Raw genomic sequence first — 25,138 nt, forward strand, 5'->3', positions numbered from 1 at the left:
TCGCCCCCGGGTCGCCCCCGGGTCCGGCGCTGTGGACGCTACTCGACGTCCCGGCGCCGGAATCCGGCCAGCGCCAGCGCGATCAGCGCGGCCGCGACCAGGGTGAGCAAGGCCAGCGGCGTCCAGTCCATCGGCGCCGCCGGGAGCCGGGGCACCCGGCCGAACGGGGAGAGCCGGTCCAGGCCCGCCGGGAGCTTCAGCAGCGGGCCCAGGTAGCCGATCACGAACGCGTAGCCGGGCACGGCCCAGGCCAGCGGCAGGGCCCGGGGCAGCCAGCCGTAGACCGCGGCGGCGAAGCCCACCGTCACCCAGAGGGCGGGCGCGAAGGCCAGCGCCGCGCCGGTCAGCCGCAGGAACACGCCCCCGTCGCCGGTGGACAGCGCCCCGGCCAGACCGAAGCCCACGCCCGCCGCCAGCATCACGGCGGTCGAGCCCAGGAGCGCTGCCGCCAGGTGCGCGCCCAGCCAGCGGGACCGCGACACCCCGGCGGCCAGCACCGGCACCGCCCGCCCGGCGCTCTCCTCGCCGCGCGGGCGCAGCGTCGCCAGCACCGCGTAGACGCCGCCGACCACCGCGACCACCAGCATGGTCAGCGCGGCGAAGGAGTCGGCGAGGGTGTGACCGCCGAGCCGGGCCAGCGCCTCCTTGATCTGGTCGACGTCCTTGAGCATCGAGTCGGCCTGGCCGAGCAGCGAGCCGTACATCGCACCGAGCAGCAGCAGGGCGACCGCGAAGCCGCCGATCAGACCGCGGTGCAGCCGCAGCGCCAGACCGAGCGGGGTGCCCAGGGCGGGGCTGCCGGTGGCCGGGCCGGGACGGGTGGCGCGCAGCCCGGCGCCGAAGTCCCGGCGGGTGCTCAGTGCGAACCCGGCCGTGGCGGTGCCGGCGGTCAGGGCCAGTGCGGGCAGCAGCGGCCACCAGCGGTCGTCGACGAAGGGGTAGCCGCGCTGCAGCCAGCCGATCGGGGAGGCCCAGGAGAGCGCCGACCCGCCGGCGTCCCCGGCGGCGCGCAGCGCGTAGCCGGCGCCGAGCACGGCGAGGGCCAGCCCGGAGGCCGTCCGGGTGTGCGCGGTGATCTGCACGGCGACGGCGGCCACCGCGCCGAACAGCAGCCCGCCGACGGCGGTGGCGGCGCCGAACAGCAGCGCGCCGGCGCCGGTCAGCCCGGGGACGCCGAGGCCGGGCAGGCCGGCGGCCAGCAGCAGGCCGAGGGCGAGGTCGGCGACGGCGGCGGTGGCCAGCGCGGCGGCCAGCTGGGCGTGCCGGCCGACGGCGGCCGAGCGGACCAGTTCGGCGCGGCCGCTCTCCTCCTCGGCCCGGGTGTGCCGGGTGACGGTCAGCACGCTCAGCAGGCCGGCCAGGACGACCAGCAGGCCGAGCAGCCGGTGGCCGAGCATCGCGCCCCAGGTGTAGTCGGCCAGGTAGTGCGCCGGACCGGTCATGGCGAGCACGGCAGGACTGCCCGAGCCGTGGGCGATCGCGGCGCGGTCGGCGGCGGTCGGGTAGACGGTGTGGACGCTGTCGGCGGTGGCCAGGGTGAGCAGGGCGAGGCCGAGCACCCAGGTGGACAGCCGGATCCGGTCGCGGCGCAGGGCGAAGCGCAGCAGGGTGACGGTGCCGGTGAAAGCGCGGGGCCCGTCGGTGCGGGCCGGGCCGGTGCGCCGGGTGGCGGGTGCGGCGGCGGTCATCGGACGGCATCCGGGTCGGATGTGTGCCCGTTGGCGGCCAGCTCGTCGCCGTAGTGGCGAAGCATCAGCTCCTCCAGCGTGGGCGGGTGGCTGACCAGGGTGCGCAGCCCGGCCTCACTCAGCTTCCGTACCGCGGCGTCGAGTTGGTCGCCGTCGACGGCGAAGTGGACCCGCCGGCCGTCGGTGCGCAGGGTGTGCACGCCCGTCAGCACGTCCAGCCCGGTGACCGGGCGGTCGGTCTCCGCTTCGACGGTGGTGCGGGTGAGGTGGCGCAGTTCGGCCAGGGTGCCGCTCTGCACCACCCGGCCCTGCCGGATGATGCTGACCCGGTCGCCCAGCTTCTCGACCTCGTCCAGGATGTGGCTGGAGAGCAGGACGGTGCGGCCCTGTGTCTTGGCCTGCCGGACGACGTCCTGGAAGACCACCTCCATCAGCGGGTCCAGGCCGGAGGTCGGCTCGTCCAGCAGCAGGAGCTCGGCGTCGGAGGCGAGGGCGGCGACGATGGCGACCTTCTGCCGGTTGCCCTTGGAGTAGCTGCGGCCCTTCTTGGTCGGGTCGAGGTCGAAGCGCTCGACCAGTTCGTCCCGGCGGCGCCGGTCGAGCCGGCCGCGCAGTCGGGAAAGCAGGTCGATGGCCTCGCCGCCGGTGAGGTTGGGCCACAGTTCGACGTCGCCGGGGACGTAGGCGAGGCGGCGGTGCAGCTCGACGGCGTTTTTCCACGGGTCCTTGCCGAGCAGCCGGGCGCTGCCGCCGTCCGCGCGCAGCAGACCGAGCAGGACACGGAGGGTGGTGGACTTCCCGGCTCCGTTGGGGCCGAGGAAGCCGTGGACCTCGCCGGTCTCGACGGTGAGGTCCAGGCCGTCCAGCGCGGTGGTCCGGCCGAAGGTCTTGCGCAGGCCGGACAGGATGATGGCCTTGGTCATGCTTCTGAAGGTATCGTAGGTTCAGAAAAACGTGAAGATTGGGAAGCGTTAAAGTTCGATCAGGGGATGGATGATCCCCGGAGAGGGGCGAGGGGTGGAGCAGACGCCGGAGAGGGCGCCGGAGCAGACGGAGAAGGCGCCGTGGCACGGGCGTGAGCGGGCCGTGTCGGACTTCGTCGAGCGGTTCGCGGCCGAGTTGGTGGTCGCGGGCATGGGCCGGATGCCGTCCCGGATCTTCTCCTGCCTGATGGCCGAGGAGAGCGGTGTGCTGACCTCCGCCGAGCTCTCCGAACGGCTGCAGATCAGCCCGGCCGCGGTCTCCGGCGGGATGCGCTACCTGATCCAGGTCGGCCTGGTCGCGAAGGAGCGTGAGCCCGGCTCGCGGCGCGACCGCTACCGGGTGCTCAACGACGTCTGGTTCGAGTCGCTGACCCGACGCGACGAACTGCTGCTGCGCTGGGTCCGGGTGCTCAAGGACGGCGAACTGGCCGTCGGCGTGGGCACGGTGGCGGCGGAGCGGCTGGCGGAGAGCGCGGCCTTCTTCGAGTTCATGATCGACGAGCTGCACGGGATGCTCGGCCGCTGGCGCGAGCACCGGGCGGCGATGAGAGCGGGGGAGTAGGCCCCCGCCGGGGCTCTCCGCCGGGGCCCGCTCCCGGTGAACGCGCCGACGGCGGCAGAGCGGGTCCCTTCGGGCCGGTCTGCCGCCGTCGGCGGTGCTGTTCGCGGAGCTGTCTGTGGCTACTTCTGCACGGTCACTTCTTCACGGTCGCCGAGGGCGAGGGCGACAGTGCGGCGCTGGGCGTGCCGGTCGGCGCGGTGGTGCCGGAGGCGGCAGCGGCGCTCGGGCTGCCGCTCGGGCTGCCGCTCGGCGTGGGCGTCGGGCAGCCGGTCGGGGTGCCGCTGGGCGTGGCCGTCGCGGACGGGCTGCCGGACGGCGTGGCCGTCGGGGAGGGCGAGCCGGTGGGCGTCGCGGTGCCGGTGGGCGTCGCCGCCGGGCTCGGGCAGGACGTCGGCGTGCCCGTGGGGGTGCCGGACGGAGTGGTGGTCGGGGTGGCCGTCGCGGACGGGCTGCCGGACGGCGAGCCGGTCGGGGTGGTGGTGGGCGTGGTGGTCGGAGTGGCCGTCGGGCTCGCGGAGGGCGAGGGCGAACCGCTGGGGCTCGGCGTGGTGGTCGGCTCCGTGGACGGCGTCGGGCTCGGCGTGCCGGTCGGGGTCGCCGTCGGGGACGGGCTGCCGGACGGTGTACCGGTCGGGGTGTCGCCCGAGGTGCCCGTGCCGCCGGACGGCCGGAGGAACGGCGAGGGCGAGGAGCCGGGCAGGGTCGGGGCGCCGGGGCGGTCCGCGACGGTGGTGACCGTGCCGCTGCCGAAGTGGGCCATCCAGTTGCGGACGGTGCGCAGGTACTCGGCGGAGTTGTTGTAGCTGAGGACCGCCCGGTCCAGTTGGGCCGGGTCGGAGAGGTCCCGGCCGCCCGCGCACAGGTAGCGGCCCGCTGTCTCGGCGGCGTCGAAGACGTTGTTCGGGTCGGCGTTGCCCTTGCCGGTGGCGTCCACGCCCCAGGAGGCCCAGGTGGACGGGATGAACTGCATCGGGCCGACCGCGCGGTCCCAGCGGGAGTCGCCGTCGTAGCGGCCGCCGTCGGTGTCGGGTATCGCGGCGAAGCCGTTGCCGTCCAGCGCCGGGCCGAGGATCGGGGTGAGCGTCTTTCCGGCGGCGTCCACCTGGCCGCCGTTGGCCTGGCCGGACTCGACCTGGCCGATCGCGGCGAGCAACTGCCAGGGCAGGTGGCAGCCCGGCGAGCGCTGGGCCAGCGAGGTCTCGGCCTGGCGGTAGGCGGCGAAGACGGTGGCGGGCAGCGAGGCGCCGGTGGCGCCGAAGGGGCCGGCCGAGGGCAGGCCGGGCTGGGTGCCGGGCGGCTGCGGGAGCTGGACGGCGCTGCCGCCGTCGGCCGCGGTGTCGGGGAGGCCGACGGCGGGGCCGCCGAACGGGGCGGAGGGGCTGCCCTGGGTCTGGCCGGCGCCGTCCTGGGCCGGTCCGGCATCGGCGGCGGCGACCTGGGCGAGTCCGAGGCCCGAGACCTGAGAGCCGGTCAGCGCGGCCAGCGCGGCGAGTGCCGCCGCCGTCCCCGTGACCCGCTTGCCGAGCCGCACCTTCCGCCCGTCGTTGGCACTGCCGAACCTCGCCGCCATCTGATGCCCCTCCCCGTCGCCGTCCGGACCCTCCCGGAACGGTTGAGCCGTCGTCATCGTGCCCGCCCGTCGATCGGCGGCACCTGCCACCGGTGACGATTAGTATCACGACGATCTGACAGGGACAGGATGGGCGGGAGGCGTCCCGGGGCCCATCGAGGCGTTGGCGCCGCACCTCAGCCGGGGTGCGGCCGGCCCGGAGCCCCGCCCCGGGGTCGTCGGCGGTGTCATCTCCGGTGCGGCGGAACGGAGTTGGACGAGGCTCAACTCCGGGCAGTCGGGCGCTCCGGCGGTCGGACGGGCGGGTCGAAGCGCGGGGGTGGTGCGTGGGCGTCGTTTCGGGCTCCCCGGCGGCGCCCGTGGCACTCCCCTCTGACCTGCCGGGATGTCCACCGGGAGTCGGGCTTGCACTAGCAGGGCGGACGGCCCGGCGCCAGGGGGCGTCCCCAACTCGGCCCTGGACGGATGACGTTCAGGTGAAAGTGGGCATGCCAGGAATCCCGGTCCGGCATGCTGTGCCGCGTGACCATGCGGATGGAGGCCGAAACCGTGAGCGCGAACCTGCCGGAGAGCGTCGCCGAGGGGGCGGTGGTCCTGCCGGCACCCCCCAGAGTGGTGGACGACCTGGCCCGTGACCTGACCCAGGCCGCCGCCGCCGTCCGGGCGGTGTCGCGCAGCGGCCGCACCACCGGCGGGGACGTCTCCGTCGCCGCCTACACCGCCGTGGTGTGCACCGGGCGTTCAGCCGCCCGCGCCCTGGAGGAGGCCGCGGCCTGGTGCCGGCAGGCCTCCGACGCCGAGGTGCACTCGCTCGCCTGGGCACGGGTGCCGGGGCACCGGCTCGACGTCTTCGAGTACCGCGTCACCATGGCCGTCAGCTTCCCCGACGACGAGACCGGCGAGTACCTCGGGGACACTCATCATTCGTGCCGCTGACATCGTATGATCGCCTCCATGGGTGATCGGGGTACGAACGAGACGTCCGGCGCAGTCGCCGACGCCAGTGTCAACGAGGCTTCGGCAGAAGCCGTTTCGGCTCCGGAGGGTGAGGACGGCAGCGGCGGCCCGCGCGAGCTGTCGCGGGCCGCGGCCGTCGGTGCCACGGTGGTGTGCATCGTCAGCGGCTGCGCGGCGATGCTGGCCGTGCTCCACTGGCTGGGCTGGACCGTCCCGGGTATCGGCTGGATCGTCGCCAAGGCCGGGATCAAGCTGTCCGTGGGCGGCTTCGCGGTACTGGCCGTCGCCGCTGACTACCTGCGCGGCAAGTTCCGCCCCAAGAACGGCAGTTGACCGGTCCGTAGCTCAACCGGCCGGTGGGGCCGGGCAGGTGAGGTCCTGCTCCGGCGCCTGGTCGTCCAGCAGATAGCGCTCGACGGTGTCCGTGACGCAGGCGTCCGACCCCGGGTACTGGCCGTGGTTGCCGTTGCTGGTGACGGTCACCAGCTTCGAGCCGCGCAGCGCGCGGTGCGCTCCGAGCGCCGCCTCGTAGTACGTCGCCGGGTCGTGCAGCGAGTTGAGCATCAGCACCGGCGGCAGGTGGGCGCCGGTGACCTTCACCTTGGGGGCCGGGTCCGTCGGCCAGGCCGCGCAGACCGCGCTGAAGGCCAGCGTGCGGGCGCCGATCAGCGGGTAGCGGGCGGTGTTCTCCGCGCCGCGCTCGATCCAGGTGTCCATGGACTTGGTCCACGGGGTGTCGCCGCACGTCACCGAGAAGTACTCGGCGAGGAACTCCGGGCTGAGGTACTGGCCGAACAGTCGGCTGGCCGTCTGCTTGGCCGTCGGGTCGGCGCCCGGCCAGTCGTCCAGGGCGGTCAGCGCGCTCGCCAGCAGGGGGAAGGCCTTCTCGCTGTAGATCGCGTTGATGGTGCCGTTGTCCAGTTGGTTCGGGCCGAGCGTCAACGAGCCGTCGGTGATGGGCCGGTCGTGCAGGTCGGCGCGCCGCTGCTCCCAGTGCGCCTTGACCTCCTCCGGGGTCGAGCCCCAGTGGTAGGTGGTGTCCCGGGCGGCCATCCAGGGCAGGAAGTCCTCCTCGAACCGGCGCTGGAAGCTCATCGGCTGGCCCAGCTCGTACTGCTCCCAGGTGCCCTCGAAGCCGATGTTGCTGTCCAGCACCATCCGCTCGACCCGGTGCGGGAAGAGCGTCCCGTAGTATGCGCCGATCATGGTGGCGTAGGAGGCGCCGTAGTAGCTGATCTTCTTCTCGCCGAGCAGTGAGCGGAAGAGGTCCATGTCGTGGACGGTCTGCTCGGTGGTCAGGTACGGCAGGAGGTCGCCGCTGTGCTCCTGGCAGTCGGCCACCAGCTTGCGGGAGTCGGCGATGACCCGGTCGACGGCCGCGGGGGACTGGTCCCGGTAGTCCCCGGCCAGGAACTCCTGGAAGTCCTCCTGGCTCTGGCACTGGACCTTGGTGCTGCGGCCGACGCCGCGCTGGTCGAATCCGGCGATGTCGTACACGGCGGCCACCGCGGGGGCGCCCTGGACGAGGTCCACCGGTCGCAGCAGGCCCTGCCCGCCCGGGCCGCCCGCGGTCTCCATCAGCGTGCCCTTGCGGTGCGCCTGGTCGGTGGCGCGGTGCCGGGAGACGGCGATGGAGAGGTCGGCCCCGGAGCCGGGATGGTGCCAGTCGCGAGGGACGGCCATGGTGGCGCAGTCGAGCGTCGGCTGCCCCGTGCAGGGCTGCCAGTCGAGCGTCTGGTGGGTGTAGCGGGCCGGCGCGCGCTCGGCGTCGCCCGGGTCACGGCCCGCGTCGGCGTTCGCCGTGGCGGGCAGGGCGAGGCCGGCGAGGACCGCGGTGGCGAGGACGGCGGCCGCGCGGCGGGTGCGGGATGCGGTGGTGTTCACGGGAACGATCCTGTCCGGCCCGCACCTGACGCGCGATGGGGCAGGACACCGTCTTCGTGGTGGTGCTGGATGCACCCCGGAGCCGGGGGTATCCAGCACCCCGGGCGCCTCGGCGCGCTCAGTAGGCGGCGGTGAAGCGGGCCCGCCGGTGCACCGGCCGCTCGGCCTCGTCGAGCAGCACCACGGCGAGGTCCTCCATCGAGATCGCCGAGTTGCCCCCGGCGTCGACCAGCAGCTCGTCCCGGCCGAGCCGGAAGACGCCGGTGCGCACCCCGGGCTCCAGCAGGGCGGCCGGGCTCAGGTACGTCCAGTCGACGTCCCGGTCCGCGCGGTAGAGGTCCAGCTGCTCGCCGCAGGCCAGCGCGATCGGCCGGATCTCCGCGGGGAACCCGGGCGATTCCACCAGGATCGTGCCGTCGGTGCCCGGGACGGTCAGGCTGCCCGCGCCGCCGACGGCGAGCAGCCGCACGCCGGTGCCGGCCAGGCCGGCCAGCAGACCCCGGGTGACGGCGGCCAGTTCGTGCTCGCGGCCGGGCGCCGGCCGGGTGGCGGTGATCACCAGGTCCTGCCCGGTGGCGATCCGGGCGACGTCCCCGGGGGCGCCGGCGTCACCGACGGCGAGGGTGACGGCCGGCGGCAGGTCGTGCGGCTTGGCCGGGTCCCGGACGACGGCGGTGACCTCGTGGCCGCGGGTGAGCGCCTCGGTCACGACCCGTCGGCCGACGTTGCCGGTGGCGCCGAACACGGTGATGCGCATGAAGGTTTCTCCTTGGATTCCTTGAACGGGACTGCGGTGGTGCGGTGGTGCGGTGGTGCGGGGACTGCGGGACTGCGGGGCGGGCTCAGGCGTTCCCGCACACCGTGCTCGGCCGGACGTCCGGTGCCGGGTCGGCGGGCTCCGGCGCTGTCGCGGTCGCGGTCGCCTTCGCGGCGGCGGGGCCGAGCCGTCGGGTCTGGGCGACGATCAGCGAGCCGAGCACCACCACCGCGCCGACCGCCTGCAGCGGGCTGAGGTCCTGGCCGAGCGCCAGCCAGCCGACCAGGGTGGCGACCACCGGGCTGAGCAGGGAGAGGAAGGACAGCGAGGTGGGCGGCAGCGCGCGCAGCCCGCGGAACCAGATGGCGTAGGTGAGCGCCGCGCCGATCAGGCAGAGGTAGGCGTAGCCGAGCACGTTGTCGGCCGTGTAGTGGGTGGGTGGGGCACCCTCGCTCAGCAGGGTCACCGGCACCAGCAGCAGCCCGCCGGCGGTGAGTTGCCAACCGGTGGTGGCGAGCAGCGGCGCGGGGGAGACCCAGCGCTTGGAGAGCACGACGCCGAAGGCCATCACCACCGCGCCGCCGAGCGCGGCGGCCACCCCGATCGCGTCCAGCCGGGCGTCGGAGCGCAGCACCAGCAGGCTGACGCCCGCCACGCCGGCGATGCCGGAGAGCACGGTGCGCAGGGTGAGCCGGTCGCCGAGCAGCCCGGCCGAGAGTCCGGCGGTGATCAGGGGCTGGACGGCGCCCACGGTGGCCGCGATGCCGCCGGGGAGGCGGTAGGCGGCGGTGAACAGCAGGGCCTGGAAGGCGCCGATGTTGAGCGCGCCGAGGACGAGTGCGCGCCACCACCAGCCGCCCTTGGGCAGGGTGCGGGTGAGGGCGATCAGCAGCAGCCCGGCGGGCAGGCAGCGGATGACGGCGGCGAGGAGCGGACGGTGGGGCGGGAGCAGCTCGGTGGTGGCGAGGTAGGTCGTCCCCCAGATGGCGGGGGCGAGGGCTGTCACCAGCACGACGGTGAGTCGATTGCTTAGCACTAAGCCAATGTATCTCGGCGCTAAGGTAGTTTTCGGCGAATGTCGTTGGTGACGTGGCTCACAGTTACCTCATCGCTAAGGAATTCTGCTGCGTCGCCTACCCTGGACCCGTGGCAGATCACCTCGACCGCGTCGTCGCGCAATGGGGCGCCGAGCGCCCCGACCTGGACGTCTCCCCGATGGAGGTGTTCGGCCGACTCAAGCGCCTCTACCGCCTGGTGGACGCCGAACTCAACCGCACCTTCGCCGAGCACGGCCTGGACGCCCCCTCCTTCGACGTCCTGGCCACCCTCAAGCGCAGCGGCCCTCCCTACCGCCTCACCCCCACCGGCCTGATGCAGTCCGCCATGGTCACCTCCGGCGCGATCACCCAGCGCCTCGACCGCCTGGAGGCCCGCGGCCTGGTCACCCGCACCCGCAGCGACCAGGACCGCCGCAGCCGCGACGTCGAACTCACCCCCGAGGGCCACGCCCTGATCGACCGCGCCCTGCCCGACCACATCGCCAACGAGCACCGGATGCTGGCCGGCCTCGACGAGGCCCGGACGGCCGCCCTGATCGACGGCATGCGCGTCCTGCTCGCCGACCTCGGCGACGACACCTCCGGCTGACCGACCCGGACGAACCGTTTGCCGAGCCCGGCCGTCCTCGCCTTGGATGGCGGCCATGGACGATCCGATCCGGCACGCGCTCCCCGTCGGCGTCCGGCGTGCGGTGGACGAGCACCTGACCGTCGGGCGCCACGTCCACGCGATCAAGGCGATCCGCGACGCGTCGCCGGAACCGGCGCCCGGCATCCAGGCCTGCGTCGACGTGATCGCGGACCGGATGGCGGAGCTCGGCCTGCTGTCGAGCGGCCCGCCCCCGCCGGCCGGGCGCTCCGCCCCGGCGGTGGCCGACGCCTGACGGGCGCCCCGGGGCGGTCCCGGTCCGCGGCCCCGCCGAGCTGCGGGCCGCGATCGTGAATCGTAGGCGCCGGCGCCGCACGGGTCAGGGGTTGACGGCCACCGCCTTGAAGAAGGTGTAGTGGAACGTCCCGCCCGGCTCGGCCGCGCGGCGCAGCTCGGCGATGCCGCGGTCGAAGGCCTCCGGGGTGGTCAGCCCGGCGGCCAGGGCCTCCGGGCGGACGGCCTCGACCATGGCGACGAAGGTCCGCCGGGTGAAGCCGTCCACCAGGGCCGGCCGGCCGTCGTCGGCGTAGACCGTGCGGGGGCGGACGGTCACCTCCGCGAAGCCGGCCGCCGTCAGCAGCGGGTGGAGCCGGCGGCCGAGCAGGGCGTCGCCGCCCGCCCCGGCCTGGAGGCGGACCAGGTGGTCGATGGTGCGCCGGGCCGCCGGGGTCTCCGGGTGGAAGAAGGCCGAGCCGTGGTCGCCCTCGATCACGGTGATCGTGCCGCCCGGCCGCAGCAGCCTGCGCAGGGCGGCCAGTCCGGCGGCCGGGTCGGGCAGGTGCTCCAGCACGAAGCACAGGAAGACGTGGTCGAACGCGCCGTCCGCGAACGGCAGTCGGTGCAGGTCACCGTGGTGCCAGGTGACCTGGGCGGTCGGCGCCAGCGCGGTGATCCGGGCCCGGGCCTCGGCCAGCGACTCGGCCGAGACGTCGGCCGCCGTCAGCAGTACGCCCGGACTGGCGGCCAGCAGGTGCGCGGTCTGCGCACCCACCCCGCAGCCCGCCTCCAGCACCCGGCTGCCCGCCGGGTAGGCGGTGTCGGTGTGCAGCAACTCGGCGAGGGTGTCGGCCTGGTCGCCGAGGCGCTGGGCCTCGGTGTCCGAGTAGCCGTGGACGTAGGGGGCGGCGGGGAACGGGCCGGTTTCGGTGGTCATGGCTCCACCCTCGCGCCAGTATGGACCGGTGGACAGGTCCAAAGACGCCGGGAACGACAGGTCCAAAACGGTGCGCCGGGATGCGGAGGCCGGACGGGACGAGGAGGCCGGGCGGGCTGGGGGAGTCGGGCGGGCCGGGGAAGTCGGCGCCGACTTCCTCCAACTCGACGCCGCCGAGGCCCCGCCCGGCGGGCTCACCGACTGGCTGACCGGCCGGCTGCGCGAGGCAGTCGCCGACGGACGGCTGCCGACGGGCAGCCGGTTGCCCGCCAGCCGGGTGCTCGCCGCCGAACTCGGCGTCTCCCGGGGGGTGGTGACCGACGCCTACCGGCGGCTCACCGAGTCGGGCCAGCTCGCCGGGCGCGGTCGGGGCGGCACGGTCGTCGTCGCCCTGATGCCGGCCGTGCCACCAATGCCACCAGTGCCACCCGTGCCGCCGGTACCGTCGGCGCCGCAGGCCGTGCCGGGATCGGAGGAACGGTCGTCCGCACTGTTCCGGGGCGACCCCGACGCCGAGGTGTTCGACCACCTGCGCGCCACCCCCGCCCGGATCGACCTCACCCCCGGCCTGCCCGACCTCGCCGCCTTCCCGCGCGCCGCGTGGCTCCGGGCCGAACGGGCCGTCCTGGACGGCCTCGCCGCCCCCGACCTCGGCTACGGCGACGTCCGCGGCACCCCCGCGCTGCGGCAGGCCGTCGCCCACTGGCTGGCCCGCAACCGGGGCATCCGCGCCGATCCCGAGGAGGTGCTGGTCGTCGCCGGGACGGCCCAGGCGCTGGCGCTGCTCGGCCGGGCCCTCGGGCGGGAGGGCATCACCGAGGTCGCCGTCGAGGACCCGGGTTCGCTCGGCGCCCGCCAGCACCTCGCCCACTGGCTCGCCGCCACCCCGCCCGTCCCGGTCGACGCCGAGGGCATCCGGGTGGACGCGCTGCGCGCCACCGGCGCCCCCGCCGTGCTGCTCACCCCCGCCCACCAGTACCCGACCGGCGTCGTCCTCGGCGGCGAGCGGCGCCGCGAACTCCTGCGCTGGGCGGGCGAAGGCGGGCTGGTGCTCGAGGACGACTACGACGCCGAACACCGATACGACCGCCCGCCCGTCCCCGCGCTGCGGGCCGAACTGCCGGACCGGGTCTGCTACGCGGGCAGCATCTCCAAGCTGCTCGCGCCCGCCCTGCGCACCGGCTGGCTGCTGGTGCCCCCGCGGCTGCGCGGCGCCGTCCTCGACGCCAAGCGGTTCGCCGACCTCGGCAACCCGGTCCTGCCCCAGCTGGTGCTGGCCCGGCTGATGGAGTCCGGCGAACTCGACCGCCACCTGCGGCTGTTGCGCGGTCGGCACCGCCGCCGGCGGGACGCCATGATCGCCGCCATCCGCACCCAGCTGCCCACCGCCACGGTGCACGGCGCGGCCGCCGGGTTGCACCTGATGCTCACCCTCCCGGATGGACTCGGCTGTAGTGACACCGAGTTGGCCACCGCCGCACTGGACCGCGGGGTGAAGGTCCAGCCGCTGTCCTGGCACGCCCGGCTGCCGTACCCACCCGGGCTGGTGCTCGGCTACGCCGCGGGCTCGCCCGGCTTGATCGCCGAAGGGGTCGCCGTTCTGGGGGAGTTGGTGCGGCGGGCCGGTGTCGGTCGCCGCGCTCGGCGTGGCGCCGGTCCGGTCGGGGGGAGGTGACGCCGAGGCCCGGAACTCCCGGCGCGCGGCGGGTCAGACCTCCGGCCGCCTCCACGGGTCAGTGCTCCGACCGCCACCGCGGGTCGGCCTCGGCCCGGTCGAGTTCGGCCTCGTACCGGGCGGCCTCGAAGGCGTACTCCAGCGGGCGGGTCGCTCCGACGGGCAGCTCCCAGTCCGTCCAGAGCACCACCTCGCCGGTCCGCCGGACGACCGCGGAGAGGTAGCCGCAGCAGCCGCCGTCGCACTCGGGCTCGCCCGGATTCACCCGGCGCGGCTCGTCCGTCGCCCCCGACCCGCTCGCGCCCACGGCGGGGAACCGGGCCATGGGCGGCCGGCCGCGGCCGTCGGGGCCGACCGAGCCCCCGATGACGTCCTCGCCGTTGACCAGGAACCGCACCAGCGGCCAGTGATCCCCCGGTTCGGGCAGCACGACGTCCAGGTGATCGAACATGTGGGCACCCTAAGTGCTCGGAGCCGGTGCGGTCCTGGGGTTCACGGGCTGCCGGATGGCGGGTAACTGGGTACGCTGGCGAACCGTACGCCGTTGCCGACCCTGGAGGCATCGATGGCCCCGTTACGGCGCGTAGCCCAGCTCACCACGGTGCTGGTGGTGCTGGCGGCCGCACTCGGTCCGGCTCCGGCCGGATCGGTGACGCGCGGTGCTGAACTTCCTGGCGAGAGGGGCGCGGTGATGACCGGCGAGCGGACTGGCGAGCGGCCGGCCGGCAAGCGGATGTCCGGCGAGCAGCAGGACTCCCGGCAGCTCGCGGGGCGCCGCATCGTGCTCTCCTACCCGGGTCCGACGCCGGCGCCCGAGGTGCTGCAGGCGATCCGGGAGGGCCGGGCCGCGGGGGTGATCCTGTTCGGCGAGAATGTCACCAGTCCGGAGCAACTCGCCGAATCCGTAGCTCAGTTGAAGCGGGCAGCCGCCGAGGCCACGCACCCGCGCCCGCTGCTGCTGATGACCGACCAGGAGGGCGGGAAGGTCCGCCGTCTGCCCGGTGCGCCCGAACTCTCCGCCCGCCGCACCGGAACGGCCCCGAACCCGCTGGCCGCCGCCGTGGACTCCGGCACCGGCGCCGCCGGCACCCTCGCCGACGCGGGGCTGAACCTCAACCTCGCCCCGGTGCTCGACGTCTACGACACCCCGGGGAACTTCATCGACCGTTCCGAGCGCTCCTACGGCCAGGACCCCGGCCGGGTGGGCGAGTTGGGCAGCGCCTTCCTCGCCGCCCAGCAGAGTCTGGGGGTGGCGGCGACCGCCAAGCACTTCCCCGGTCTCGGCGCCGCCGCCCGGGACGAGAACACCGACGCCCGCCCCGTCACCCTGCCCGTCCCGCTGGACCGGCTGCGCGCCCGCGACGAGGCCCCGTACCGGGCCGCCATCGCGGCGGGCGTGCGCCTGGTGATGGCCTCCTGGGCGGTCTACCCGGCCCTGGACCCGGACCATCCGGCGGGGATGTCACCCACCGTGATCCAGGGCGAACTCCGCGAGCGCCTCGGCTTCGACGGTGTCACCGTCACCGATGCCCTGGAGGCCGACGCCCTCACCCCGTACGGTCCCGCCGGCCCCCGCGCCGTCGCCGCCGCCGGGGCCGGCATGGACCTCATCCTCTGCTCCGCCCGCGACGCCCAGCAGGGCGAGGAGGCCACCACCGCGCTGGCGGCCGCCCTCGATTCCGGCACCCTCGACCGCGCCGCCTTCACGGCCGCCGTCGACCGGGTCGACGCGCTCCGGGAGAGCCTGGGCTGACCCCGGCCCCCGACTCCGGTCGCCGGATGGTGGTTCGACCGGCTCCAGGTTCACCCCGGGTTCAACGGGGCGACGCCGGACAAGGTGCGGGGGTTCGCCTGGCCGGGTGGGAACGCGCCATCGTAGGCGTGCTTTCAGTCGGAGGCGTTGATTCGAAGGGGAAATGGCACTTCGGGGTTGGAATCACATGGCAGAGTTGTGGCCATGGCACCTATGAAATGTCATATGTGCCATAACGCATTGCCGTGGTCCGAATCCTCACACCCTCCGAAGGAGGAGCCATGAACCGCATCGCTCGAATCGCCGCGGGCGCGGTCGGTGCCGTCGCGCTGCTGGGCGCGCCGGTGCCGGCGCTCGCCGCCGGTCAGGCGACCGCCACCGTCACCACCTGCGGTCGGTCCGGCCTGCAGGCCGGGCTGTCCACCAGGGTCTGCGCGGACGTCACCGGTGACGGGGTCGTCCTGTACGGGCAGATCGGGCTGGCCGGTCCGCCCTCGCCGGGGACGCCGTGGCCGCCGGCGCCGCAGGACCTGATCACCCGGCTGTCGGCCGACGTGGTCGGGGTCGGCCCGCTCGCCGCGGTGTCCGGGCACGCCGAGTTCCGGGTCAGTACGGTCCGGGTGAACGGGATCAGCACCGTGGCGCCGTGCGGGTCGGTGGTGCACGCCTCCTTCTCGGTGGAGGGCAGCTTGCGTGGACCGGCCCCGGTCACCGTGGATGTGCCCGTAAACTGCTGATGGTTCGTCATGCAGACCGCCGGGCCCGGGAGTTGGCAGAGTCCCCCGGGCTCGGCCTTCCGTCGTCCCGGTCCCGGCGGCGATGTGGGCGCGGTCACCTTCCACTGTGACGACTTGAAGAAATCTTCATCTGTCGCGATGATGCGTACCGGCCGCGGTACGGACCCCCGCCCGGCCGTACGACCACCGAGCGAATCCGAGGGAGGCGACGGGCGATGCCGGTCCCGCTGTACCAGGCCAAGGCGGAGTTCTTCCGCACCCTCGGCCACCCGGTTCGGATCCGGGTCCTGGAGCTGCTCCAGGACGGCCCCCGGCCGGTGCGCGAGCTGCTGGCGGAGATCGAGGTCGAGCCGTCCAACCTCTCCCAGCAGCTCGCGGTGCTGCGCCGCACCCAGCTGGTCACGGCCACCCGCGAGGGCAACACGGTGATGTACGCGCTCAGCACCCCGGACGTCGCCGAACTGCTGCGCGCGGCGCGCCGGATCCTGACCGAGTTGATCACCGACCAGGGCGCGCTGCTCACCGAACTGCGCACCTCCGGCGGCCGGTCGCCCCGCTGAGCCCGCAGCCCGCAGCGCCCGACCCGAGGAGAGCATCACCACCATGAGCGACCACACCGACAGCGCCGACGGCGGCAGCACCGGCGGCACCGGCGGTCCGCTGAAGGGCGACAGCGCGAGCGACGAGAAGCGCCGCCGCAAGGCGATGCTGATCCGGGCGGGCATCTACATCTTCGCCACGCACCTGTTCGCGGGCTTCGTGCTGCTGCTGTTCGCCCTCGGCGACCGCAAGTAGCGGGCCCGGCCGTCCGCGGCGGGCGTCACCGGCTCCGGCCGTCCGGCACCAGGTAGCGGTCGCTGGTGCTGGTCCACGCCTGGACCCCGGCGATCAGCTCCCGGGTGCCGTCCAGGTACCAGCGCCCCGCCGGGTGGCGGCGGACCAGCTCGCGGCGCAGCTCCTCGTTCTCCCGGCGCAGCCGGACGACCCGGGCGCGCACCGTGCGGACGGCGCGGCTGCGGGTGCAGCCGCGGACCCGTTGCAGGGTGAGGACGGTGTTGAAGGCGGCGGCGCTCTGCCGTTCCTCCCGCTCCAGCGAGTAGAGGTCGTTGATCAGCGTCGCGGCGTCGGCGGTGTTGGCGCGCAGGCGGTGCAGCGCGGGCTCCGCGTGCAGGGCGGCGGGGGCGTCGGCGCCGTGGACCCGTTCCAGTATGTTCATGAACGGGTAGAGGCAGCTGCCGTGGCGGCGCAGTCGCATGGTGTCCGCCAGGCCGAGGGCCAGGGCGGGGACGGTGCCGCGGGCCCGGTGCTCGGCCTCGGCGGGGAAGGTGGCCAGGCAGGCGCGCCACTCGCGGGCCGCCCGGGCGCGCCAGGCGGGGGAGGCCGAGTCGCGCTGCCGGTCCCACAGTTCCCGCCAGGCGGTGAGGAGTTGGCCTTCCAGCGGGCTCGGCCGGGCGTCGCCGTCGAGGGTGGAGATCAGCGGGGCGACCAGTGCGTGGGCCTCCGCGGGGCGGCGCCCGGGCGGGCCGTCGAAGCGGTCGTCCAGGACGGTGAACCAGCCCAGCAGGTCCACCAGTAGGTCCAGTTCGGCGCCCCGCGCGCGGGGGAAGGCGTGGCCGATCAACTCGTGCAGGGCGTAGGCCCGGTAGCCGGGCAGCTCGGTCGGGGCGAGCAGGCCGTGGCGGACCGCCCAGTCGGCGTGCCGGTCGGCGGCGGCGCGCAGTTCGGTGGTCGGCCGTGCGGGCGGTGCGGTGGTCGGTCGTGCGCGCGGTACGGCGGCGGGGGTGTCCGGGCTGGCCGCGGTGCCGGTGAACGGACAGCCCGCCGGGCGCGGCAGCTCCGGTGTGGCGGACGTGGCGTGCGCGATGGACGTGGTTCGCCTTGCGGAGGCGATGGACATGGCGCCCGCGGCGCCCTTGGCGGATGCGGTGTCGGGTGCCGCCGCAGCGTCCGGTGCCGCCGCAGCGTCCGGTGCCGCCGGGACGCCGTCCGTCCGGGGCGCGAGCCGGACCCGCAGCCCGTGGGCCTGGACGGTCGTCCACACCACCTCCCGGGCCCGGGCCCCCGGCACCGCCACCGGCCGCCAGCGGCGCAGGATCGCGGCCGCCGCGACGGTCAGTTCGGCCCAGGCGAAGGCCTCCCCGATGCACTTGTGCTTGCCCGCTCCGAACGGCAGGAAGGACGGCCGGCCGAGCCCGCCGCCGTCCTGCCAGCGCTCGGGCCGGAAGCTCAGCGGCTCGTCGTAGCGCACCGGGTCGCGGTGCAGCGCGGTGAGGCTGTACAGCAGCTCGGTGCCGGCCGGGATCCGGTACGGGCCGAGGTCCACCGGCACCCGGGCGGTGCGCATCAGGAAGGCGTTGGGCGCGTGCAGCCGCACCACCTCCTGGGTGACGCTGCGGGTGTAGGTGAGCCGGGCCAGCGCCTCCGGGGTGGGGGTGGTGCCGGCCGGCAGGTGCTCGTCCAGTTCGGCGAGGACCTTGGCCTCCACCTCGGGGTGGCGCAGGAGTTCGTCCAGCAGCCAGGTGAGGGTGGTGGAGACGGTCTCGGTGCCGGCGCCGAACATGGTGATGGCCTCGGAGCGGACGTCGGCCTCGGAGAGCGGGCGGCCGGTCGCCGGGTCGGTGGCGGCGCGCAGCAGGGCGGGCAGGGTGCCCCCGCGCCGCTCCGCGCGGGCCGTGCCGGCCGGGCCGTTGACGGCCTGGTCGACCACCCGGTTGAGCACCCGGACGGCGGCGTCGAAGCGCCGGTTTACGGGCAGCGGCAGTCGGGCGAAGGCCGGGTGGGGGTAGAGGGACTGGACGATCTGGCCCTTCACCAGGTCCGGCAGGGCCCGGTGGAAGGCGAAGGTGGCGTCCTCGCTGAGCCGGGCGCCGAACAGCGAGCGGGTGACGATCTCCAGGGCCAGGTGGTTCATCTCCTTCGCCACGTCGAGGACTTGGCCGGGCCGCCAGCGTCCGGCGCGCTCCTCGGTGACCTGGTGCATCACGGTCAGGTAGCCGGCCATCCGGTCCGGGCCGAAGGCGGGCTGGACGATCCGGCGGCGGTCGCGGTGGGCCTGGCCCTCGGACATCAGCAAGCCGTCGCCGAAGGCGGTCTTCAGGGTGTCCTGGACCGCGCCGCGCGGACAGTCGTGGGCGAGCGCGACGAGCAGGGTGTGGACGAGCCGGGCGTCGGTCACCACGCAGACGGTGCGCCGGCCGAGCCGGATCCGGACCACGCCGCCGTGCCGGGCCAGTGAGCCGAGGAAACCGAGCGGGTCGCGCAGCAGAGCGGCGGCGTGGCCGATGCCGGGCAGTGCGCCGGGGGCGAGCAGGGGGACGGCCGCGCGGGTGGTGGGTACGGGGGGTGGCGTGGTTCTCGGGGTGGCGATCCGTTTCCGTGTCTCTGCCAGCAGGGTGTGGGTCGGCAGGGCCATGACACTTCCTTTCACCAGACGGGCCGGTGCGGCGGTACCGGGGAAGGCACCGGCGGACGGCCGGGAGGCGGGGGCCGAGGAGCGCGGACCCCGCGTGCGCCAGGGACAGAGGGCGCACGCCCTAGGAAACGCGCCGGTCCGGTGGGCGTTGCGCCGAACGCGCTCGGATCACTCCAACGGCCGATCACTCCGGGGCCCGTCCGAGGGGTCCGCGGCACCGGCCCCGCGAGCGGTCCGTACCTGCGGCCTGACCTGCGCCGATGCCCCCAGGCCTGGCGGCCCTCGCCCAGCCCGTGCGGCAGGGTCTTTGGACCCTCGCCGCACAGCCGTGCGAGGGCCAGCATGGTGGGCGGAGAAGGAGGAACCTGATGACCCGTCTGCCTCCCCGGCCCGCCCTCGACGTCCGGCTGGAGATCCGCGGCGAGCTGCCGCGCGAGGGTGCCGAGTGCGCCCGGGCCCGGGCGCAGGACACCGCGCCGTCGCTGGGGCCCCGACACCCACGCGCTGCGGCTCACTCTCGCCCGCGACCGCGCCCGGGGCCCGCGCCCGACTTCGACCTCGCCGAGCGGCCCGCAGGCTCTGGCCCACCGGGCGCCCGTACGTCTGCAGGACGGGCCCCGAGGACGGCCGCCTCCGGGTGCTCTACCGCCGTTCCGACGGCCACTACGGCCTGATAGCGCCGGTAGTGAACGGCCGTTGCGGGCAGGACTCCCCTCGGCACGGGAGTGATCCGCTCGCGACCGCGCCGAAGAACGCTCCACCCCCAGGCTCCACCACCTCCAGCTGCCACCAACTCCACGACAGGGGACCGGGACCATGGACTGCGACGACGAGGTCATGCTGACCGTCCGGATCACCGCCGCCGAGCGGGCGCTGCTCCGTGACCTCGCGCGCGGCCAGGGCGGAGATGTCTCCGGAGTCGCGGTCGACGGGCTGCTGGAGGTCATCCCGGCGCTGCACGACGACGGCTCGGTGCTGTCGCTGCTGCGGGTGCTGGCCCGGCCGGGGCCCTGCGCGGTGACCCTCTGGCTGCCCGCGCCGGTCGCGGACCTGCTGCCGTTGCTGGGCGAGCGGCTGGTGCGCACCGGCGGGCCGTCGGTCGGACCGGCCAGTGCCGCGCTCTCCGCCGCGCTGCGGCTGTGGCTCGCCGGGGACCGCGCGGTGCTCGCAGCCGGGCTGGCCCGGCTGCACGGCAGCCGTGGTGCGGGACGGCTCGCGGGCGCGGCGGCGGGCGGGCCGGCCCGGATCGGGGCCGCGGCCTGAGGCTCCACCCGGCCGACCGGCCCGCGACCACTCCGCCGCCTCTCCGCACCCATTCCGCCGCCTCCCCGGCATTGCCGCGCCCCGTCGTCCTCGTCGCCCCCGTCGTCCTCGCCTTCCCGCCTCCGCCTCGAACGCGCCCGGGAATTCCGCAAGAGGTTTCTGTTATTCCCGGCGGTCCCCGCCGCTCTCCCTCGTGTCGGAAGGTCCGCGCCCCGCACCACCGGGCACGGACCGTCGCACGAGGAAAGGAACGCGATGGGACACCGGAGCAGCGAACTCCGTCGCCGCAGGCGCCGAAGGCTCACCCGCAGGAGCGCCCTGGTCGCGGTGGCGGTGGCAGCCGGACTGGTGGCGGGCACCCTGGGCCTGCGCACCGCCATGGACGCGGGGACGGGCCACAGCGCAGTGACGGTGGCGGACGCGCCGGTCGACGCGGTCGCGGACGACGGCGGACCGGGGGAGACCGGCACCGCCGAGGGAGCCACCAAGGCGCCCGCCCCCAAGCGGGACGAGAAGGCCGCCGCGCCCAAGTCCATACCCAAGGACCAGCCCGAACGCGGCCTGGTCTACGCGGGGTTGACCCTGCCGACCAGCGACCGCTGCGGCAACATGCTGGAGGTCGCCGGCAGCAGCCAGTGCAGCCACGGTCCGGACGCGCCGCCCAAGGAGGTGGACATCCACAAGGACGTCCCGCCGGTCGCCGCCCCGGCCGCCCAGGCGCCCGCGCTCACCCCGCCCGCTAGCGCCCAACCGCCCTCCGCCGCCGACCTGTTGAAGGGCGGTGCGCCCGTCCTCGACGCCGCCCAGAAGGCGCTGCTCGGTGATGCCGGCAGTGCCTCCGCCCCGCAGGACGCCGCCGCCCCGGCCGCCGGTTCGGGCCTGGTCTGCGAGGGTGACGGCAGCAGTGGCAACCGGGTCCAGGTGGTGTACGTGCACACCCCGGGCAACGACCGCTTCGCCCAGTACCTGCCCTCGTTCAAGAAGTGGGCCGCCGACGTCGACGTCATCTACAACGCCAGCGCGGCCGAGACCGGCGGGGTGCGGCACGTCCGCTTCGTCACCGAACCGGACTGCACCGCCTCGGTGCTGAACGTGCAGATCTCCGACGCCGAGATCCAGGACTTCAACGCGAGCAACCGGGCCCTGGCCGCTCAGGGGTTCAACCGCAAGGACCGCAAGTACATGATGTTCACCGACGCCAAGGTGTACTGCGGGATCGGCACCTTCGCCGGCGACGAGCGCGCCGGGCAGGACAATCTGAGCAACTTCGGCCCATCGTACGGCCGGACGGACTCCGGCTGCTGGGGCGGACACACCGCCGCGCACGAACTCGGGCACAACCTGGGCGCGGTGAACAACAGTGCGCCCAACTCCAGCAAGGCCGGGCACTGCACGGACACCTGGGACCTGATGTGCTACTCGGACGCCCCCTACTACCCGAAAATGCGGGTCGTCTGCCCGGATCGCGCGCATGACGACCGGCTGGACTGCGGCCACGACGACTACTACAACACCGCGCCATCGCCCGGCAGTTACCTGGCCACCCACTGGAACGTCGCCAACAACCGCTTCCTCATCCCGGGCAGCGGCGACGGCAGCGGCACCGGCCCGAACCCCACGCCCACCCCGACCCCGAGCACCGGTCCCACGGCTACGGGCACGCCCACCCGCACGCCCTCGCCGTCCCCGACGCCCACCGGCGGTCCCACCGCCACGCCGACCCGGTCCCCGTCGCCGACCGCGACCCCGACCACGGACGGAAGTCGGCCCGAGGTGGCGGTCAGTCAGATCACCCAGAACTCGGTGATGCTGAGCTGGAGCCCGGTCGCGTCCGCGGCCGGCTACGACGTCCAGCTCAACGGCCAGACCATCGGCACCGTCCGCTCGACCGTGGTCGGCCTGGTCCGGCTCGCCCCCGGCACCGGCTACACCGTGGCGGTCGCCGTCCGGGATACTGCCGGAAGGGTGGCCGAGCCCGGCCACGCGGCGAGCTTCCGCACCCTCGCCGACACCGGCCGCCCGCAGCCCGGCACCCACTACACCATGGTCAACGGCCTCACCGGCCAGGCCGCCGACCTGTGGGGCAGCTCGATGAACGACGGCACCGTGGCGATCGGCTACCAGCGCACCGGCTACGCCAACCAGAAGTGGCAGTTCGAGGACGCCGGCAGCGGCGCGGTGCGGATCAAGTCCGCGCGCTCCGGCAAGTGCCTGCAGCTCGGCGGCAGCCCGGTCGCCGGGCAGTACGTGGCCCAGCAGCCGTGCGCCGACACCGCCGCGCAGAAGTGGCAACTCGCCTCCGGAGACGGCGGTTTCACCCTCAAGGCGGACGGTTCGGACCTGGTGCTCGGGCTCAGTGACCGTTGGTACTACGGTGGTTGGCTGCTGGAGCTTCAGCAGCCGAACGGCCGGCCGTACCAGAACTGGTCGCTGCTGAAGACCTCGTAGGCCCGGAGCGGGCCCGGAAGCCCGCTCCACTCCGCACCACGGGTGCGGCCGCCACCCACCCGAGGTCGGCCGCACCCGCGCCACCGCCGGACAGGCCCTGGCCGACACCCTCACCCCACCGCCCGAGGAACGCCCGACATGCGAACCCGCACCCGCCTGCTGCTCGCCTCCCTCGCCGTCGCCACCGCGGCCGTCCTGCCCGTCGCCGCACCCGCCGCCGCCCACGGCGACGCCGTCCACCTGGACGTGACCGGCCAACAGGACGGCCGGGTCAGCGCCGTGGCCACCTGGGAGAACGACCACGACCCGGTCACCGAGGACTTCGCCGGCACGCTCTCCGCGACCGCCTCCGACGGCCGGACCGTCGGCCCCTGGCTGCTGGTCGCCCTGCCGGGCCGGCCGGGGACGTACTCCACCCGGGAGCTGCTGCCCGCCGGACACTGGAAGATCGCAGTCGACTGCGCCTTCCCCTCGCTGGGCCACGGCGAGCGCGAACTGGACGTCGAGGCGGCCGCGATCAGTGACCCGGCGCCGGTGGACGCCGCCGCCACCTCCGGGACCCCGACCCCCGCCGCGACCCCCGCGCCCGCCACGGCCTCCGCGCCGCCGGCCTCCGCGCCGCCGGTGGCCGCCGGCCCGGCCACCACCGCCGCGCCCGTCCACGAGACCACCGACGACGCCACCACCTGGGCCGCCATCGGTACCGCCACCGCGGCCGTCCTCCTGGTCGCCACCGGCTTCTGGCTGCGGGGCCGCGCCCGCCGCTGACGCACCGGAAGGCCCGTTCGGCGAACCGGCGCACCGGCGAACGCCCGTGCGGTGCGACGGTGACCGGTGCCCCGGTGAGTTCCGCCTCGATCTACGCGGCCACCCCGGACGGTAGGGTCGCCGAGGACTCCGTGTTCGAGGCGAACAGCCCGTACGCGCGCGCTGATCGAGGCCCACATCGACGGCCCCTTCCGTGCACCGTCACCGGCGTTGACCGGCCGACCAAGGGGGCTCCGGCATCCGCGACCACGTCCGTGTGCAGGACCTCGCGGAGGCCGGTGTCGCGGCGCTGCTCCGGTTCGACGAGGTGATCGCCCCCGACGCCGCCGACCGCTACCGCGCGGTCAACGCGGGTACGGGGGAGTGCACCGCCGTCCGCGAGCTGGTCGCCGTCTTCGAACAGGTCGTCGGCGGCAAGCTGGAGGCCCGGGAGGCCGGCCCGCGTCCCGGCGACGTGATCGGCGGCCACGCCTCCGTCGACGCCGCCCGTGAGCTGCTCGGCTGGACGCCCGAGCGCGCCCTCGCCGATGGCGTCGCCGACGCGCTCGCCTGGCGCGCCAAATGGGCCGCCCAGCTCGGCGCCGAGTAGCGGCGCTACTTCACGGCCTCGCCGGACTTCGCCCAGTTGTCCCGCAGCCGGTCCAGGTAGGACTGCGCCTGCGGGCCGATCTTGACGCCCCGGGCGAAGGCGAGCATGTTGCCCGCGCCGGCGTTGTAGCCGAGGGCGGTCAGCTCGTCCCTGCTCAGCGGGACGCCCACCTTGGCGGGGAGCTGTGCGGCGAGGTCGTGGAGGTGCCAGGCGGCCGCTTGGACGGCCAGGTTGCGGTCGTCCGGCAGCTCCTCCCACTGGCGGGAGGCGAACGGGCGGCCCGGTTTGGTGTCGTCGAAGGCGGCCCGGTGCATGTTGGCGATGCCGAAGGCGGAGTCCGGTTTGCCGCGCTGCCAGGCCCGTTCGAAGTCGGGGTCGTGCGGTTTGTACGCCTCGTTGTAGAGGATCGCCATCAGCAACTGGGGGTTGACCCCGGCCTCGGCGGCGTACTGGCGCACCGGGGCGGCGTAGTCGGCGGGGTCGTAGGGGCCGGCGGGGGCGGAGGGCTTGGCGGGCGCCGCCGACGGTGCGCCCGGCGCGGAGCCGGACGACGGGGAGGCGGCGGACGGTGCCGTGGAGGGCGCCGCCGAGGTGGCCGCGGTGTCGTGGCCGCCCCCGCGGACGATGCCCCACCCGGCCGCCGCCAGGACGCCGATCACGATCCAGCGCCCCCAGCGGGACCCTTTCTGCTCCTCGCTCACCGCTGCCGGTCCCTCCCCGCTAGCCCGTCATCCAGTTCGATCGTCGTTTCGATCACCGTACGGTCGACCGTGTCCCGCGGGGGGCCGGTCCGACGCTATTCGGCGGCCTTCCGGTCCCCGTCGAGGTTGCGCAGGAAGTCCTTCGCCTTCTCGACGCCGGTGTCGATCTGCCCGCTGTACTTGCCGTCCGTACGGTCGTCGATCGCGTCGCCGACCTTCTCCAGGCCCTGCCCGAGCACGTCGCTGTGCTCACGGGCGAGGTCGGTGGCCTTGTCCGCGAGGTTCTTAAGACTTTCAAACATGGTGACGCTCTACTCCTCTGGTGCGTTCCTGTTGGTGTGCCGACGTGGCGGGGATCATGGTCATCCTAACGAGGGCCCGCCGGTCGGTCCGTTGCCGCGGATCGGCGGCGGGTGACTTTGCTGAAATGGGTTTGTATGCTCCTCATCAGCCTCTACAGGTCTGTAGACGGTGGGGACCGCCACAGGACGGATGGCGTCCCGGCACACGCGGTGGCGTGGTCGCGGCGCC

At 74.6% G+C, this 25,138-nt stretch carries 25 protein-coding genes; 14 read left to right on the forward strand and 11 right to left on the reverse strand.

Features of this window, described 5'->3' with window-relative positions:
• Positions 1-38: 38 nt before the first annotated feature.
• Both ACZ7BZ_RS21295 and ACZ7BZ_RS21300 read right to left on the reverse strand, forming a co-directional pair.
• Positions 39-1,688: an ABC transporter permease gene (locus ACZ7BZ_RS21295; protein ID WP_470359628.1), complete on the reverse strand. Its 1,650-nt coding sequence runs from the start codon at positions 1,686-1,688 to the stop codon at positions 39-41.
• Entirely contained in the window at positions 1,685-2,611 is a 927-nt protein-coding gene (locus tag ACZ7BZ_RS21300) for an ABC transporter ATP-binding protein (protein ID WP_470359629.1), read from the reverse strand. Before ACZ7BZ_RS21300 ends, ACZ7BZ_RS21295 begins: the two co-directional genes overlap by 4 nt.
• Positions 2,612-2,705: 94 nt before the next feature.
• On the opposite strand from ACZ7BZ_RS21300, the gene ACZ7BZ_RS21305 reads away from it, so the two are divergent.
• Positions 2,706-3,233: a GbsR/MarR family transcriptional regulator gene (locus tag ACZ7BZ_RS21305; protein WP_380461570.1), complete on the forward strand. Its 528-nt coding sequence runs from the start codon at positions 2,706-2,708 to the stop codon at positions 3,231-3,233.
• Positions 3,234-3,366: 133 nt separating this feature from the next.
• Here ACZ7BZ_RS21305 and ACZ7BZ_RS21310 read toward each other — a convergent pair whose 3' ends face one another.
• Complete coding sequence (locus tag ACZ7BZ_RS21310; protein ID WP_470359630.1) at positions 3,367-4,803, reverse strand: lytic transglycosylase domain-containing protein; 1,437 nt, start codon at positions 4,801-4,803, stop codon at positions 3,367-3,369.
• Between the two features lie 549 nt (positions 4,804-5,352).
• Here ACZ7BZ_RS21310 and ACZ7BZ_RS21315 point away from each other — a divergent pair.
• Both ACZ7BZ_RS21315 and ACZ7BZ_RS21320 read left to right on the forward strand, forming a co-directional pair.
• Positions 5,353-5,739, forward strand: a complete 387-nt coding sequence (locus tag ACZ7BZ_RS21315; RefSeq protein WP_380452193.1) for a hypothetical protein — start codon at positions 5,353-5,355, stop codon at positions 5,737-5,739.
• Positions 5,740-5,757: 18 nt separating this feature from the next.
• A complete protein-coding gene (locus tag ACZ7BZ_RS21320; RefSeq protein WP_470359631.1) occupies positions 5,758-6,093 on the forward strand; it encodes a hypothetical protein in 336 nt (111 codons plus the stop codon).
• 12 nt (positions 6,094-6,105) lie between these two features.
• Here the strand turns inward: ACZ7BZ_RS21320 and ACZ7BZ_RS21325 are convergent, their stop codons facing one another.
• The 3 genes from ACZ7BZ_RS21325 to ACZ7BZ_RS21335 form a co-directional block, all read right to left on the reverse strand.
• Positions 6,106-7,644, reverse strand: coding sequence for an alpha/beta hydrolase (locus tag ACZ7BZ_RS21325; protein WP_470359632.1), 1,539 nt, complete (start codon positions 7,642-7,644; stop codon positions 6,106-6,108).
• Between the two features lie 118 nt (positions 7,645-7,762).
• Complete coding sequence (locus tag ACZ7BZ_RS21330; RefSeq protein WP_465748853.1) at positions 7,763-8,401, reverse strand: NAD(P)-dependent oxidoreductase; 639 nt, start codon at positions 8,399-8,401, stop codon at positions 7,763-7,765.
• 85 nt (positions 8,402-8,486) lie between these two features.
• Positions 8,487-9,437, reverse strand: a complete 951-nt coding sequence (locus ACZ7BZ_RS21335) for an EamA family transporter (protein WP_470359633.1) — start codon at positions 9,435-9,437, stop codon at positions 8,487-8,489.
• 110 nt (positions 9,438-9,547) lie between these two features.
• Here ACZ7BZ_RS21335 and ACZ7BZ_RS21340 point away from each other — a divergent pair, with 110 nt between their 5' ends.
• Positions 9,548-10,048, forward strand: a complete 501-nt coding sequence (locus ACZ7BZ_RS21340; RefSeq protein WP_470359634.1) for a MarR family winged helix-turn-helix transcriptional regulator — start codon at positions 9,548-9,550, stop codon at positions 10,046-10,048.
• A 55-nt stretch (positions 10,049-10,103) separates the two neighbouring features.
• Complete coding sequence (locus ACZ7BZ_RS21345; RefSeq protein WP_470359635.1) at positions 10,104-10,343, forward strand: hypothetical protein; 240 nt, start codon at positions 10,104-10,106, stop codon at positions 10,341-10,343.
• An 84-nt stretch (positions 10,344-10,427) separates the two neighbouring features.
• Here the strand turns inward: ACZ7BZ_RS21345 and ACZ7BZ_RS21350 are convergent, their stop codons facing one another.
• A complete protein-coding gene (locus tag ACZ7BZ_RS21350; RefSeq protein ID WP_470359636.1) occupies positions 10,428-11,261 on the reverse strand; it encodes a methyltransferase domain-containing protein in 834 nt (277 codons plus the stop codon).
• A gap of 70 nt (positions 11,262-11,331) precedes the next feature.
• On the opposite strand from ACZ7BZ_RS21350, the gene pdxR reads away from it, so the two are divergent.
• The gene (gene pdxR / locus ACZ7BZ_RS21355; RefSeq protein WP_470359637.1) at positions 11,332-12,936 is read left to right on the forward strand and encodes a MocR-like pyridoxine biosynthesis transcription factor PdxR; all 1,605 of its coding nucleotides are present in this window, start codon (positions 11,332-11,334) and stop codon (positions 12,934-12,936) included.
• A 58-nt stretch (positions 12,937-12,994) separates the two neighbouring features.
• Here pdxR and ACZ7BZ_RS21360 read toward each other — a convergent pair whose 3' ends face one another.
• Positions 12,995-13,387, reverse strand: a complete 393-nt coding sequence (locus ACZ7BZ_RS21360; protein WP_470359638.1) for a hypothetical protein — start codon at positions 13,385-13,387, stop codon at positions 12,995-12,997.
• Positions 13,388-13,501: 114 nt separating this feature from the next.
• Here ACZ7BZ_RS21360 and ACZ7BZ_RS21365 point away from each other — a divergent pair, with 114 nt between their 5' ends.
• The 4 genes from ACZ7BZ_RS21365 (at position 13,502) to ACZ7BZ_RS21380 (ending at position 16,221) form a co-directional block, all read left to right on the forward strand.
• On the forward strand, positions 13,502-14,689 hold the full coding sequence (locus tag ACZ7BZ_RS21365) for a glycoside hydrolase family 3 N-terminal domain-containing protein (RefSeq protein WP_470359639.1): 1,188 nt from the start codon (positions 13,502-13,504) through the stop codon (positions 14,687-14,689).
• A 281-nt stretch (positions 14,690-14,970) separates the two neighbouring features.
• On the forward strand, positions 14,971-15,426 hold the full coding sequence (locus tag ACZ7BZ_RS21370; protein WP_470359640.1) for a hypothetical protein: 456 nt from the start codon (positions 14,971-14,973) through the stop codon (positions 15,424-15,426).
• A gap of 215 nt (positions 15,427-15,641) precedes the next feature.
• Positions 15,642-15,986 (forward strand): ArsR/SmtB family transcription factor, encoded by a 345-nt coding sequence (locus tag ACZ7BZ_RS21375; RefSeq protein ID WP_380452215.1) that lies wholly within the window; start codon positions 15,642-15,644, stop codon positions 15,984-15,986.
• 43 nt (positions 15,987-16,029) lie between these two features.
• A complete protein-coding gene (locus ACZ7BZ_RS21380; protein WP_470359641.1) occupies positions 16,030-16,221 on the forward strand; it encodes a DUF6126 family protein in 192 nt (63 codons plus the stop codon).
• Positions 16,222-16,246: 25 nt separating this feature from the next.
• On the opposite strand, the gene ACZ7BZ_RS21385 is transcribed toward ACZ7BZ_RS21380, so the two are convergent.
• Entirely contained in the window at positions 16,247-18,838 is a 2,592-nt protein-coding gene (locus tag ACZ7BZ_RS21385) for a cytochrome P450 (protein WP_470359642.1), read from the reverse strand.
• Between the two features lie 816 nt (positions 18,839-19,654).
• Between ACZ7BZ_RS21385 and ACZ7BZ_RS21390 the strand changes: the two genes are divergently transcribed.
• The 4 genes from ACZ7BZ_RS21390 to ACZ7BZ_RS21405 all read left to right on the forward strand — a co-directional run bounded on the left by ACZ7BZ_RS21390 (position 19,655) and on the right by ACZ7BZ_RS21405 (position 23,906).
• Positions 19,655-20,101 (forward strand): hypothetical protein, encoded by a 447-nt coding sequence (locus ACZ7BZ_RS21390; RefSeq protein ID WP_470359643.1) that lies wholly within the window; start codon positions 19,655-19,657, stop codon positions 20,099-20,101.
• 255 nt (positions 20,102-20,356) lie between these two features.
• Complete coding sequence (locus ACZ7BZ_RS21395) at positions 20,357-22,549, forward strand: RICIN domain-containing protein (RefSeq protein WP_470359644.1); 2,193 nt, start codon at positions 20,357-20,359, stop codon at positions 22,547-22,549.
• A 138-nt stretch (positions 22,550-22,687) separates the two neighbouring features.
• Complete coding sequence (locus ACZ7BZ_RS21400; protein ID WP_470359645.1) at positions 22,688-23,317, forward strand: hypothetical protein; 630 nt, start codon at positions 22,688-22,690, stop codon at positions 23,315-23,317.
• Between the two features lie 256 nt (positions 23,318-23,573).
• The gene (locus ACZ7BZ_RS21405; protein ID WP_470359646.1) at positions 23,574-23,906 is read left to right on the forward strand and encodes a hypothetical protein; all 333 of its coding nucleotides are present in this window, start codon (positions 23,574-23,576) and stop codon (positions 23,904-23,906) included.
• 5 nt (positions 23,907-23,911) lie between these two features.
• Here the strand turns inward: ACZ7BZ_RS21405 and ACZ7BZ_RS21410 are convergent, their stop codons facing one another.
• Both ACZ7BZ_RS21410 and ACZ7BZ_RS21415 read right to left on the reverse strand, forming a co-directional pair.
• A complete protein-coding gene (locus ACZ7BZ_RS21410) occupies positions 23,912-24,607 on the reverse strand; it encodes a lytic transglycosylase domain-containing protein (protein ID WP_470359647.1) in 696 nt (231 codons plus the stop codon).
• 95 nt (positions 24,608-24,702) lie between these two features.
• A complete protein-coding gene (locus ACZ7BZ_RS21415; RefSeq protein ID WP_470359648.1) occupies positions 24,703-24,909 on the reverse strand; it encodes an antitoxin in 207 nt (68 codons plus the stop codon).
• Positions 24,910-25,138: the final 229 nt, after the last annotated feature.

The organism is Kitasatospora sp. NPDC036934 (genome assembly GCF_055608425.1).

Coding starts and splice junctions, on each gene's coding strand:
- ACZ7BZ_RS21370 (WP_470359640.1), top strand. CDS start 14,971: ATGAACCGCATCGCTCGAATCGCCGCGGGCGCGGTCGGTGCCGTCGCG.
- ACZ7BZ_RS21375 (WP_380452215.1), top strand. CDS start 15,642: ATGCCGGTCCCGCTGTACCAGGCCAAGGCGGAGTTCTTCCGCACCCTC.
- ACZ7BZ_RS21350 (WP_470359636.1), bottom strand. CDS start 11,261: ATGACCACCGAAACCGGCCCGTTCCCCGCCGCCCCCTACGTCCACGGC.
- ACZ7BZ_RS21320 (WP_470359631.1), top strand. CDS start 5,758: ATGGGTGATCGGGGTACGAACGAGACGTCCGGCGCAGTCGCCGACGCC.
- ACZ7BZ_RS21310 (WP_470359630.1), bottom strand. CDS start 4,803: ATGGCGGCGAGGTTCGGCAGTGCCAACGACGGGCGGAAGGTGCGGCTC.
- ACZ7BZ_RS21400 (WP_470359645.1), top strand. CDS start 22,688: ATGCGAACCCGCACCCGCCTGCTGCTCGCCTCCCTCGCCGTCGCCACC.
- ACZ7BZ_RS21380 (WP_470359641.1), top strand. CDS start 16,030: ATGAGCGACCACACCGACAGCGCCGACGGCGGCAGCACCGGCGGCACC.
- ACZ7BZ_RS21345 (WP_470359635.1), top strand. CDS start 10,104: ATGGACGATCCGATCCGGCACGCGCTCCCCGTCGGCGTCCGGCGTGCG.
- ACZ7BZ_RS21300 (WP_470359629.1), bottom strand. CDS start 2,611: ATGACCAAGGCCATCATCCTGTCCGGCCTGCGCAAGACCTTCGGCCGG.
- ACZ7BZ_RS21360 (WP_470359638.1), bottom strand. CDS start 13,387: ATGTTCGATCACCTGGACGTCGTGCTGCCCGAACCGGGGGATCACTGG.
- ACZ7BZ_RS21330 (WP_465748853.1), bottom strand. CDS start 8,401: ATGCGCATCACCGTGTTCGGCGCCACCGGCAACGTCGGCCGACGGGTC.
- ACZ7BZ_RS21385 (WP_470359642.1), bottom strand. CDS start 18,838: ATGGCCCTGCCGACCCACACCCTGCTGGCAGAGACACGGAAACGGATC.
- ACZ7BZ_RS21295 (WP_470359628.1), bottom strand. CDS start 1,688: ATGACCGCCGCCGCACCCGCCACCCGGCGCACCGGCCCGGCCCGCACC.
- ACZ7BZ_RS21365 (WP_470359639.1), top strand. CDS start 13,502: ATGGCCCCGTTACGGCGCGTAGCCCAGCTCACCACGGTGCTGGTGGTG.
- ACZ7BZ_RS21415 (WP_470359648.1), bottom strand. CDS start 24,909: ATGTTTGAAAGTCTTAAGAACCTCGCGGACAAGGCCACCGACCTCGCC.
- ACZ7BZ_RS21390 (WP_470359643.1), top strand. CDS start 19,655: ATGGACTGCGACGACGAGGTCATGCTGACCGTCCGGATCACCGCCGCC.
- ACZ7BZ_RS21395 (WP_470359644.1), top strand. CDS start 20,357: ATGGGACACCGGAGCAGCGAACTCCGTCGCCGCAGGCGCCGAAGGCTC.